At 61.1% G+C, this 12,032-nt stretch carries 11 protein-coding genes; 7 read left to right on the forward strand and 4 right to left on the reverse strand.

Translation table 11 applies throughout. From position 1 onward, the window contains the following. Positions 1 to 110: 110 nt before the first annotated feature. A complete protein-coding gene (locus DNA98_RS06270; RefSeq protein WP_110528331.1) occupies positions 111 to 1,241 on the forward strand; it encodes a BMP family protein in 1,131 nt (376 codons plus the stop codon). 81 nt (positions 1,242 to 1,322) lie between these two features. Then, a complete protein-coding gene (locus DNA98_RS06275) occupies positions 1,323 to 2,867 on the forward strand; it encodes an ABC transporter ATP-binding protein (protein ID WP_110527778.1) in 1,545 nt (514 codons plus the stop codon). A 376-nt stretch (positions 2,868 to 3,243) separates the two neighbouring features. Here the strand turns inward: DNA98_RS06275 and DNA98_RS06280 are convergent, their stop codons facing one another. Continuing rightward, positions 3,244 to 4,494, reverse strand: coding sequence for an LCP family protein (locus DNA98_RS06280; protein WP_110527780.1), 1,251 nt, complete (start codon positions 4,492 to 4,494; stop codon positions 3,244 to 3,246). Between the two features lie 76 nt (positions 4,495 to 4,570). Beyond that, positions 4,571 to 5,410 carry a prephenate dehydratase gene (gene pheA / locus DNA98_RS06285; RefSeq protein ID WP_110528334.1) on the reverse strand — a complete coding sequence of 280 codons (840 nt, stop codon included), beginning with the start codon at positions 5,408 to 5,410 and terminating at the stop codon, positions 4,571 to 4,573. 97 nt (positions 5,411 to 5,507) lie between these two features. On the opposite strand from pheA, the gene DNA98_RS06290 reads away from it, so the two are divergent. The 5 genes from DNA98_RS06290 to DNA98_RS06310 all read left to right on the forward strand — a co-directional run bounded on the left by DNA98_RS06290 (position 5,508) and on the right by DNA98_RS06310 (position 10,102). After that, positions 5,508 to 6,404, forward strand: coding sequence for a response regulator (locus DNA98_RS06290; protein WP_158531613.1), 897 nt, complete (start codon positions 5,508 to 5,510; stop codon positions 6,402 to 6,404). A 35-nt stretch (positions 6,405 to 6,439) separates the two neighbouring features. Continuing rightward, positions 6,440 to 7,468, forward strand: a complete 1,029-nt coding sequence (locus DNA98_RS06295; protein WP_370444433.1) for a lipid II:glycine glycyltransferase FemX — start codon at positions 6,440 to 6,442, stop codon at positions 7,466 to 7,468. A gap of 160 nt (positions 7,469 to 7,628) precedes the next feature. Beyond that, the gene (locus DNA98_RS06300; RefSeq protein WP_110527789.1) at positions 7,629 to 8,201 is read left to right on the forward strand and encodes a hypothetical protein; all 573 of its coding nucleotides are present in this window, start codon (positions 7,629 to 7,631) and stop codon (positions 8,199 to 8,201) included. A gap of 1 nt (position 8,202) precedes the next feature. Continuing rightward, positions 8,203 to 9,093, forward strand: coding sequence for an LptA/OstA family protein (locus DNA98_RS06305; RefSeq protein WP_110527792.1), 891 nt, complete (start codon positions 8,203 to 8,205; stop codon positions 9,091 to 9,093). A gap of 10 nt (positions 9,094 to 9,103) precedes the next feature. Continuing rightward, complete coding sequence (locus DNA98_RS06310) at positions 9,104 to 10,102, forward strand: hypothetical protein (protein WP_110527795.1); 999 nt, start codon at positions 9,104 to 9,106, stop codon at positions 10,100 to 10,102. 21 nt (positions 10,103 to 10,123) lie between these two features. On the opposite strand, the gene DNA98_RS06315 is transcribed toward DNA98_RS06310, so the two are convergent. Next, positions 10,124 to 10,753: a CBS and ACT domain-containing protein gene (locus DNA98_RS06315; protein ID WP_110527798.1), complete on the reverse strand. Its 630-nt coding sequence runs from the start codon at positions 10,751 to 10,753 to the stop codon at positions 10,124 to 10,126. Positions 10,754 to 10,915: 162 nt separating this feature from the next. After that, the gene (locus DNA98_RS06320; RefSeq protein WP_110527801.1) at positions 10,916 to 12,001 is read right to left on the reverse strand and encodes an ABC transporter substrate-binding protein; all 1,086 of its coding nucleotides are present in this window, start codon (positions 11,999 to 12,001) and stop codon (positions 10,916 to 10,918) included. Between the last annotated feature and the right edge of the window lie 31 nt (positions 12,002 to 12,032).

Raw genomic sequence — 12,032 nt, forward strand, 5'->3', positions numbered from 1 at the left:
ACTATGTGAAAACCTCAGAGGGCTCTCACCCCTGGGGGCTACCTGTACCCCAGAAGGGCCTATATAATCCCTTTGGCGTGAGCCATTGCAACAACTTACGGAGGAGCCAGATGAAGAAACCCTTTGCACTCGGCCTTGCTCTGAGCGCGGCGCTGGGCCTGGCTTTGGCCCAAAACACCGTGCGGGTAGGCATTGCTTTTGACGCAGGCGGGAAGAACGACCGCAGCTTCAACCAGTCGGCCTGGGAGGGCGCCCAGCGTGCCCAAAAAGATTTCAAGATCGGCCTTTTCGACTTCGAACCGGCTGACCCTTCGCAGGTCGGGCAGGGCATTCGCCGCTTTGCCGAAGAGGGTTTTAACCTGGTGATCGGGGTGGGCTTCGCCAACAACCCGGCCATCACCGAAAACGCCAAGAACTTCAAAGACGTCAACTTCGCGGTGATCGACGACGTACCCGGCGAGGGCAAACTGCCCAATGCGGTGGGGCTGGTCTTCCGCGAGCAAGAAGGCAGCTTCCTGGTCGGCTATATCGCCGGTAAGCTCTCGCAGACGGGAGTGGTAGGCTTCATCGGCGGGATGGATATCCCCCTGATCCACAAGTTTGAAGTCGGCTACAAGGCCGGGGCCGAGTACGCCTTCAAAGAAGACGGGGTGCAGGGTAAGGTGTTGGTAGGCTACGTGGGCAACACCCCTGCCGCCTGGAACGACCCTGCCAAGGCCAAGGAGATCGCCACCTCGCAAGTCGGTCAAGGTGCGGACATCATCTACTCCGCCGCGGGGGCTTCGGGTTTGGGCTCGATTGACTACATCAAGCAGAAGAAGTGCATCAAGGCCAGCGAGCTCCCCTCTGGGGTGAAGTTCATCCGTAACCCCTTCGCCAACGTGCCCCGTTACGCGGCCTACAACCAAAACTGCACCGCCAACGACCGTCCGCTTTTCTTCATCGGCGTGGACGCCAACCAAAACTACCTGGGCGATACCGACAACAACCCCGCTACGCTCAACCACGGGCTCACCTCCATGCTCAAGCGGGTGGACGTGGCTACCTATGAGGTGATCAAGAGCGTGGTCCAGAAAAACTTCAAAGGTGGGGTGCGGGAGTTCGGCCTGAACAACAACGGCGTGGGCTATGCCTTCGACCAGTACAACCGGGCGCTGATTCCGGCTGGCGTGATCACCAAGCTGGATGCCATCCGCAAAGACATCGTCGCCGGCAAGATCAAAGTTCCCAGCGAACGCTAGAGCTAACCGTAGGGGAGGGTGGGTTTTGGCCCGCCCTCTCGTTTTGTTAGGGGTCTTCCTCGGGGCGTTTAGAATTAGGGCATGAGCGATCCGGTATCCGGCCCGATCCCATCTCCGAAAAACCCTACTGCCCTCGAGCTCAAAGGCATCACCAAACGTTACCCGCTGGTGCTCGCCAACGACCGCATCAGCCTCGACCTGCGCTGGGGTGAGGTGCTCGCCATCGTGGGGGAGAACGGCGCGGGTAAAAGCACCCTGATGAAGATCGTCTACGGGCTGGTCAAGCCGGATGCAGGGGAAATCTGGATCGACGGCGAAAAGGTAGATGCGAAAGGACCTTCCGACGCAATAGCGCGGGGTGTGGGGATGGTCCACCAGCACTTCATGCTGGTAGACCCCTTCACCGTGCTGGAGAACGTGATCCTGGGCTCGGAGCCCGGCACGAAGGGGCAGATCAACCTAACCCAGGCCCGGGCACAGGTATCGGCGCTGTTGCAAGAGCTCGAGTTCGAGCTCGAGCTCGATGCCAAGGTCGAAGACCTGCCGGTAGGCCTCCAGCAGCGGGTGGAGATCCTCAAGGCCATCTACCGCCACGCCAAGATCCTCATCCTCGACGAGCCCACCGCCGTGCTCACCCCCCAGGAGGCCGAGGACCTGTTTCGCTTTCTGCGCAAATTCGTCGCAGGGGGTGGAGCAGTGATCTTTATCAGCCACAAGCTAGGGGAGGTGATCCAGGTTTCAGACCGGGTCACGGTGATCCGCGATGGCCGGGTGGTGGGCACCGTTAACACCAAAGACACCACCGTCCGTGAGCTGGCCCGGATGATGGTGGGTCGAGAAGTGATCCTCACCGTGAACAAAAAAGAAGCCACCCCTAAAGAGGTGGTGCTCGAGGCCAAAGATTTGGTAGTGGACTCCAAAAACCCCAAACACAGCATCAAGAACATCGGCTTCCAGGTGAGGGCCGGGGAGATCGTGGGTATCGCCGGGGTGGAGGGAAACGGCCAAAGTGAGCTGGTCGAGGCCATCACTGGGCTCAGGCCCTACAAAGGCACCGTCCTCTATGGCGGCACGCCCCTTCCTCCCAAGGCCCGGGTGGTGCGGGAATGGGGGCTCTCCCACATCCCCGAGGACCGTAACGCACGGGGATTGGTGCTTGATTTCTCAACCCGAGAGAACCTGATCTTGGGCGACCACTACCGCAAACCCTACGCCGGTTTCCTGGGGTTCATCGACGAGGCAGCGGTGGAAGAGCACGCCGAGGCAGTGGTGGAAGCTTTTGACGTGCGGCCCCGCAGCACCGCGCTCGAGGCTCGCCGCTACTCGGGGGGGAACGCCCAGAAGATCATCGTGGGTCGGGAGCTTTCCCGCAAGCCCAAAGTCCTCATCGCCGCCCAGCCTACCCGGGGAGTGGATATCGGGGCGATCGAGTTCATCCACGAAAACATCGTGGCGGCCCGCGATCAAGGGATGGGGGTACTGTTAGTCTCGGCAGATTTGAACGAGGTCCTATCCTTGGCCGATCGTATCCTGGTGATGTACGAGGGCCGGATTATGGGCGAACTCACCCCCAAGGAGGCTACCGAGGAGAAACTGGGGCTCCTGATGGCAGGAATTACGTCTTAGCGCGCAGGTCATTTGTTGACGTCGTGGGTCGTACGCTATACGCAAAACGCCAGACGCTAAAAAAAAAGGGACGGCGTACCGCCGTACACCCGAGGGACCAATCCCCTTCGTACGACGTACGACGTACGACGTATGACGTATGACGTACGACGTATGATGTGGGACGTACTACCAGCAGGGTAGGACTGGGGTATGGTTACCCTCGGCGGGCCATACGCCCCGCGCCAGGTTGGAAGCGTACAGCCCGGATAAGCCCCCTCCAGCAGGATCCGTGTCGCAGCCGGGATTTCGCGCGCCCCTGATGGAACGCCTTGGGCGGGATGGTCATGCGTCCTAGTACGTACTTCTCCCTACGAGGGGTGACCGGGCTTCGGTATTACTGGTTTGCCCAGCGCTCGAGCATCGCCGCGCTCAAGTCGTTGCCTACCAGCAACACCACATCTCCCCCCACCGGGTAATCGGGGTTTTTCTCGAGTTTCGGGATATGTAAAAGCTGCTGGATGGTTCTGGCTTGGGGCTCGAGGGCCGCCTGCTTATAGATCAAGGTGGAAGTTTCCTGGCGTTCGCGGGCGGTATCGGCGCGCTGGATGCTGAACCCCTGCTGCCGCAGCAAACCTGCCGTCGCCCGTGCCACCCCGCCCCTATCGCTGGCGTTCAAAACGCTGACTTCCACCAATCGATTCCCCGCCGTGGGGTCCCCTTTGATAAGCCAATCCACCAAGGCTTGCGCTTTTTCACGGTCGAGGTAGTAGAGGTAAACCCCACCATAGGTTCCGCCGGTGCCTGGCAAGGTAGCGGTGCGCAGGTTGTTCAGGCTTTGGCGCCCCATCCGGGCGGCGATGGCCATCATCTGGGGCCGCGAGAGGTCGGTTTCGATCTCGCCCAGGGCCACGTTGACGATCTGGTCCAGGCGCAACAGGTTGCTCGGTTGCAAGGCTTGTTCGGCCATTGCCCGCAACAACTGTTGCTGGCGCTCGGTGCGGCGAATGTCACCTTCTTCCTTGCTGGGTGGGGCGCCTTGGTTGGACTTTCGGAAGCGCACGAAGCCTACCGCTTGTTCTCCGTTGATGAACTGCCGCCCTTTGGGTAGATCGATGTGCAGGTGGCCCCAGCTATCGTCGTAGCGCATGGCGTCGATGGTTTCAACCCAAACCCCACCCAGAGCATCCACGATGTGCTTGACCGCGGTATCCTTGAGTATCACGTAGTGGTCGATGTGGACACCGAAGGTGCGCTCGAGGGTCTGTTTCAACAGCTCGACCCCCCCACGGGCAAACGTGCCGTTGATTTTACCCTCGATGCCGTCCGTAGCCTGCACATAGGTGTCGCGCGGCACCGATACTGCCGCGGCACTGCCACTTTGCAGATCCAGCGAGAGCAGCATGATGGTGTCGGAGCGGGCGTTTTTACTGTAGGCAATGTCTTGTCGGGTGTAGTTATAGTCCTTGCCCACGATCAGCACGTTGACCCGGTTGCGGGGGAAAAACCCCTCGGGATCGCGCACCACCCTGATCAGCTCAGCGGGAGGGGCTCCCCCCGAAACCGCGTGCAACAATCGATAAGCCCACGCTGCCCCGGCCAGGACGGCTAGCAGCATTAGCCCCAGAAACACTCTGCTGAGACGCATGATCCTTGAATCGGCCCGAAGCCGATCTCCGAGCTCCCACTATAGGGCGGTTGGGTGAGGAAATCTTGGGAAAGCTTTATTTCGACAACAACCCCCAGCTCGAGACCGCCGGGTACGAACCCAGCACCTTGACGAAGGAAGCCCGGCGTAAAAGAGCTAGAAGCGCTTGCGAGGGGCCGGGGTCTTCGGCGTGGCCTTCGAAATCCACATAGAAAATGGGGCTAAAGGGCTTGTCGGGGTCGCGACGGGGGCGCGATTCGAGCTTGACCAAGTTGATCCCTTGGTCGGCGAAAGCTTGCAACGCGGCCAGCAGCTCGCCGGGGCGGTGGCGGGTGGTGAAGACCACCGAAGTTTTGTAAGGGCCTTCCCGGCGCGGCTCATCATGGCGGGAGAGCACAAAAAAGCGCGTGTAGTTCCCGGTGAAGTCCTGGATACCCTCCATCAGCACTTGGAGCCCATAACGCTCGGCAGCCCGACGCGAGGCGATGGCAGCCATGCCCGGTTCGGGATGCTCGGCCAGCTCACGGGCCGCCCCAGCCGTATCGTAGACCGGGATTCCCTCGAGCTTGTAGCGGGCGATGAACCCGTCGCACTGGGCCAGACCCTGGGGATGGCTCTTGACCTTGCGGATGGACTCGAGGGTCGTGCCCTTGGGAGCCAGCAAGCAGTGTTCGACCTTCAGCACGATCTCACCGATCACGTGCAGGTCGGTCTCGAGGAGCAGGTCGTAGGTCTGGTTGATGATCCCGGCGGTGGTGTTTTCCACCGGGACTACCCCGTACTCGACCTCACCGGCGGTCACTGCGGAAAAGACCTGGTGAAAGGTGGGTAGGCCCACCGGAATGGCCTCGGGGAAGGTCTTGAGCAAAGCCTCTTCGCTGAAAGCTCCCTCGGTGCCCTGAAACGCCACGCGCATCATGGGCTTTAGTATAGGGTTTGCGGTCGGGGAAAGCACCGGGCTGATTTTTGGATTTCAACCCCCAGGCACCGGAGTCCGTGGCATCATAGAGGGGATGGCACAGGTCCTTGTGGTAGACGATGATCCCAGCCTCCGACACCTGCTGGACGTGCTGCTTTCGGCCACCGGGCACCAGATCGTGGAGGCGGGCTCGGCCGCGGAGGCGCTCAAGTTCCTCCGTGAGCACACGCCCGATTTGATCATCGTGGATGTGGCCTTGCCGGATCTAGACGGGATCAGCCTGGTCAACCGCGTTAAGAACGTGGTGCGGCTGAAGGCAGTGCCGGTAGTGGTCATCAGCGGGGGTTCGCCCGACCTCGAGAACCACGCCAAGTTCGTAGGGGCCGAGGCCTTTCTGAAGAAACCGGTAACCAACAAGGCCCTGCGGGAGACGGTGGGGGCCATTCTCTCCCAGCGAGGGGTGGTGCTGCCGGGGAAATCGGTGCTGACCACCTTGGAAGATGCCACCCCTCAGTTGCGCGATAGCCTTCCCGAGGAGGAGCGCTTCCGCGAACTCTGGTGCCACCGCAAAAGCCGCGAAGCCCTGCTGCGCTCGCTAAAGAACAAAGGGTGGGGCGAAGAACAGCTCGAACGGCTGCGCGAATGGTCGGGCGCTGGGGACCGGGTAGACCTCTTCGATTTGATTGGCCACTTAGGCTACGGCTGGCCTCTCTTGAAGCGCTCCGAGCGGGCCACAGCCTGCATGCATGGCCTTTGGGATCACCCCCACGCCGATGTTTGCTACTATCTCCTGCACGTATATACCCAAAAGGGGCTCGAGGCCATGCAGCCTTTGGACATCCTCGACACCCCAGAGGCCAAAGAGCGAGGCTTGGGCGGCTCGGACAAGGTCTTGGCCAAGGTCGGAGGGCTCAAGGCGTACGTGCGGCTGCTGGACGACCTCGAGGAGCAACTGTACAGCGTTTCTCCGACGCCCCCCGACGCGACTTGATCAGCCAGACCGCCCGGCCTGGTATGTTGGTGGGCGTGTTGCGTTTAGAAATCATCACCGACCCCACCCGCTGGAACTTGATGGTGGCTTCCCTGCCCATCACCAGCGCGTTGCAGTCGTGGGGTTGGGGCGAGGTAAAAAAGCTCTCCGGCTGGAAGGCGGAGCGGGTGGCGGTCTATGAGGGGGAACGGCTAATCGCGGCGGCCCAACTCCTACGCAAGGGCTACGCCGGGCCGCTCTCGATGCTCTATGCCCCGCGAGGTCCGGCTTTGGCCGACCTCTCCGACCTACCCCGCGTGGCCGAGGCGCTGAAAGCCCGGGCAGAGCGGGCGGTGTACCTCAAGCTCGAGCCCGAAACCGGCCAACCTGCTACCGAAGCCACTCCCCGCTGGCCGGGCTTGATCCAGGAAGAGACCATACAACCCGAATACTCCATCTGGCTCGATCTCACCGCCGGCCCCGAAACGCTGCTCGCCCGCATGAGCAGCATGCATAAGCGCAACACCAAGCTGGCCGAGAAGCGGGTGGCAACCCGCATCGAGGGAGCGGAGGCGTTCGAGGAGTTTTGGAGGCTCTTCGTCGAAACCAACCGGCGGGCCAAACTGATGCAGCACTCCGAAGACTACTACCGCACCGTTTTGCAGCAGATGAACCAGCCCGAGGGGAAAGCCTTTATCTCGATCTCGCGGCAAGGGGGCAAAGCCTTGGCAGCAGGGTTATTCGTGGCTTTCGCCGGGCGGGTAGACTACCTCTACGGCGGATCCACCCGGGAACACCCTGAGGCCAAGGCCCCCAACGGGATGCACTGGGGGGCTATCCGCTGGGGCATCGAGCACGGCTACCGCATCTACGACCTGTGGGGAATCTCGGCCAACTCTCAGGGCTCGCACGCAGCAGGGATCGACCGCTTCAAAGAAGGCTTTGGTGGGGTACGGGTGCGCTTTCCGGCATATGACCTTCCCCTCTCCCCGCTGTATGATCCGGTGAAAAAAGCCTTGCGCCTGCGCAAAGACCTGCGCAACTGGCGAGCTCGAGGGAGCACTCGCGACGTGTTGGGAGGCTAAATTATTTGCACCCGGTGAAGCGAAGCTTAGCTCGAGGCAAGGGGAAATCTGTGCAACGCCCCTCCTCCAGAAGCCAGAAATCGCGTCGTCTAGCCTTCGGCAGCGGGCAGCTGGCCTTGCTTCACTCTTCTAAGTACCCCTCCGGCTACGGTGAAGGACGATGGTTCGCTACGCGCTGATCGTGCTGGGAGTGGTGCTGGGTTTGTCGGTGTTCTTCGCCACCCGACCCGTACCTAAACCCCCCATCCCCCCTCAGGGCGTGCACCTCGAAAACGTCTCGCTGACCCTCTACCCCGAACAAGACCCCCAGGCCAAGTGGCGCTTCCGGGCCAAAGAGGTGGTGCAAGACCCGGGCAGCCGCGAGTCGAAGGTAACCGGGCTCGAGGAAGCCGCCCGCTATGTGGGGAACCGCCTCGACCTGCGGCTTTCTGCCCCCGAGGTCACGATCGACCGCAACGACAACCTGCGGGCTCCTTACGCCACGGTAGAGATTCTCAAGGGGTGCCTCAAGGTGGAGCTGGGTGAACCCGGAGGTCCCCCCGTCAGCATTGATCAACGCTCAGGCTTCGCCGCTCCTAGGGTGCGGATCTCCTCGCCAACCTATAGTGCCAGCGGGGTCAATTTCACCAGCGACTTCGCCATCGAGCAGATCCGCTGGGGAGACCCGGCTTGGAAGTTCTACGACTATCCCCCGGGGCAAACCCCGCCCTGCACGATTAAAGATGGAGGCTAACATGAAACGAATCGCTACCCTTTCGCTGCTTTGCTTGACGCTCGTCACCGCCCAAAGCAACAACGTGCGCATCATCACCATCGACAGCCCCAACGGGGGTACGGTCTCGGGCAACCCGCGCACCGGCCCTCTCACTTTTGAGAATCCCAAACCCGGCGGAGTAGTGGGCAGGGTCAAGGACCTACAGATCACCTCTTCAAAAGCCATCCTCGAGGCCCCTCCGGGCAAAACCCTGGACGAGTCCAAGGGCGAGCGCACCGCTACCTTTCAGGACAACATCACCGTCAAACGCGACCGTATGACCGCCACCGGCCCCAAGCTGGTCTACAGCGAAAAGACCGGCCAGGGCGTGCTGGAAGGCCCAGCCAGGATGCGCCAGGAACCCAAGGACAAAGACGCCGACCCGGTGGAGGTCACCGCCAACAAGATGACCTTTGACGTGGACACCGACATCTCCACCAGCGAGGGCAATGTCTCGCTCAAGAACGGCCGCCAGGAGGGCAAGTCCGACACCGTCTACTACGAGGAGAAGCGGGGTCTGGCGGTCTTCACCGACAAGGACCAAGTAGCCCTCGTCCGCCACCGCAGCGATGGCGACCTGATCATCCGGGCCAAGGAGGTCCGTAGCCTCACCGAGGACAAGCGGCTTATCGCTACCGGTGGAGTCACCCTGGTTGACGGCAATATCACCACCACCGGAGCCAGCCTGTCGTACGACGACAAGACCGGGATTGCGTTTATCACCGGCAATGCCCGCAGCGAAAACAAGAAAGAAGGGTTGGTCATTACCGGGCCCACCCTGCAACACAACGTAAACAAGCACATCGTGGTCAACTACACCAAGCCCTACCAGCTGCCCGCCGCCGATTTCAAACGAACGGGTGAAAAGTGACCGCAAAGCGATGAAACGGCTGTGGATTATCCTGCTGGCCCTGTTGTTAGGGGCCAGCATTCTTGCTCAGGAAAGCGCCGCCCGCACCGCCGAGATCATCCGCAAGAAGAACAATAAAAAGGTGGTCGCGCAGGTCAGGAGCAGCGAGGGGGTCTTTTACATCGATTACGGTGATATCGCCACCGGCAGGATCAAAACTGTGAGCGAAACCCTGCTCACCTTGGAAGACGGCAGAACCTACTGGCTGGATAAAGAAAGCCGCCTGCTAAGGAACCGGAGCCCAATCCCTCGCGACGAACTCAAGCCAGGAGCTTGGGTGGAGGTGGCCTACAACAAGGACAACACCGACGAGGAGAATCACCCCTACGGGATGCGGTTGTTGCTCTTGGACAAAGCGCCCGAGGCCAAAGCCGATGAGGGGAAGTCCTACGCCCGCATCGTGCTATCGGACCGGCCTCCCAACCGGGTCTCGGTCCGGTTCGGCGAAGACGCCACCGCCTATGGGCCGCTCGCGCTGGTGGAGAAGGGAGTACAGGAGTTTGTGCGGCTGTCCGACGGCAGCGCATCGGTAGATGAGAACACCCTGGCGCTTTCCCTCTCGAGCCGGTCCACGCCTGATAGCGTAGAGGTCGACCAAGGCAAGAGCAAGGCCTTTGGCAGCGCTCTTGAGTACGACAACGAGTCCGGCCAGGCTACCCTGACCGGGCCGATCCGGCTCGAGCGCCAGGGGGAAAAACCCCTCACCGGCGAGTCTAAGACCCTTACCTACGACGTGGACGAGGAAACCTTGCTGCTCCAGGGAGACCTCAAGCTGGTACAGGGCGACCGCACCACCACCGCCCAGTCGGCCATCGTGCGCGAGAAGGAAGGGCTAGCTTTTCTCTTCGGAAATCCGGTCAAAAGCGTAAGCAAGGACGGCACCGTGCAGGGCAAAAAGGTCCGCTATACCCTCGAGCGCGGGGACATCATGGTGCTCGAGGGCGTAAGTGGCGAATTCCAGGATCAGTAGGGATTTGGAGGCGCTAAAAAGCTACCCCCTCACGTCCAGCACGTTCTCCCCTGCCGCCCGAAGCCGGTCGGCCACCCCTGCGGTACCCTCCCCAGTAACGCGCAGAACCATACGTTGCTTGCCGCCTTCGTGGGCTACAGTGGCCACCGACACGATATTGCTTGGAGGAACTGCCCCAGCAGCTTTGGCGAGGGCCCCGGGCACATCGGGAATCTCTAAGGTAATCCGCACCCCTCCCGAACGCAGCCCCAGCACCTCGGTAAACGCCCGCAGCACGTCGGTGACGGTGATCATCCCTACCAGTTGACCTCCCTCCATCACCGGCAGCCCTCCCACCTTGTGCTCTTGCATGAGCAAAGCAGCGTCCTCGAGCGGCTGGTCAGCCTCGATGGTGATCACCGGCTTGGCCATCACTTCGTGGACGGTGAGCTTGGCTAGCAGGTAGTTCAGCTCCCACACCGAGAGCGTGGTGGCCTTGGAGGGCATCGCGTCCTTGAGGTCTTTATCGGTCACGATTCCCACCAGGTTTTGCCCATCCATCACCGGTAGGCGTCGGAAAGAGCGTTCCTTGAGCAATTTGAGGGCATCCAGCACGGGAGTATCGGGACTGACCGATACCGGGTTAGGCGTCATCCAGTCACGCACGAGCATATCAAACCCTCCTGTGGGGCGGCCTGGGCTGGGGCCATTTTGGCCCCACGGGTCCGCTCGATTCATTCTATATAGTCTTCGGTGGAACTTTGTCCCAGGGGATGCTACCCAAACCACAAGGCCGACCCGTCGTCGGGGTCGGCCTTGCACTGGGTCTACGCCTTACTTATAATCGGCGGCCTTCTTACCCGTGGCCCGCTCCCAGGGACCGTAGTCCACGGTCTGGCGCGGTGGGTCCTTGGTGAGGATGCCCTGCTCCTTGAGCAACCTGACCGAGGCCTGATAGTCAGCCGGGACTAAGAACCCAGCCCAGCCCTTGGTGGTGGCCCCGGCGTTGTAGAGCTTGGCGATCTCGGCCATCTGCCAAGTCTGGTGGCTCTTGGCGTCGGCGCGGGTGCCACTGCCCTTGCAGGTGTTGCCGCAGAATGGTAACACGTATTTCTCTACGGTTTCGGCCTGGTTTTTCACCGCCCAGTCCCAGCCCTTGAGGCTGGCCCGGATCAGCCGGGCTGCCACCTCGCGGCCCGAGAGCCCGGAGTTCTTGAAGTTGGGGGTATTGAGCACCCGTTCGGTGGTGAAGATGTTGTCCTCGAGCAGGTTGATGCCGTAGTCGGCCAACTTGAACACGTCCACCTTGGTCTCGTCGTAGCCCAGCCCGGCGATCTGGTCGACCTCGTTATAGGTCATGGCCGAGACCAACTGCACCCGACCCGGAAACACCAACGCTGGGTCAAAGGGGTAGGAGACTGCGATTACATCCGGATTGCTAACTTTAGCGTCGAGAGAGCTGGTCAGGCCGCACTTGCGGAAGAGGGCCACCGCCGGGTATTCGTTCCCTGAAGGCCACACCCCCACGCTCTTGCCCTTCATATCCTTACACAGATCCTTGATCCCGGTGGACTTAAGGGCCACCAGCGTGAAGCCCGAACGCTGGAACATCTGGGCGATGAGGACTACGGGAATGCCCTTCTCCCGAGCGGTAAGCAAGTCGGCAATCCACGTGGTACCGAAATCCGCCGCTCCCGACTGCACCACCTGGATGGGCGATTGATCTCCCACGGGCAGCAGGGTCACATCCAAGCCTTCTTCTCTAAAAAAGCCACGCTCCTTGGCCACGAAGTACCCGGCAAACTGCGCCTGCGGGAACCACTTGAGCTGAAGGTTGACCTTGATCAGGTTTTGCTGGGCCATCCCCAGCGACGCCAGCCCCATGACCAAAACCGCCAGTACAACCGTCCACTTTCTCATCCTCTGACCTCCTGTATGCCCTTGAACCATG

The sequence above is a fragment of the Meiothermus sp. Pnk-1 genome, assembly GCF_003226535.1.
Taxonomy (GTDB): Bacteria; Deinococcota; Deinococci; order Deinococcales; family Thermaceae; genus Allomeiothermus.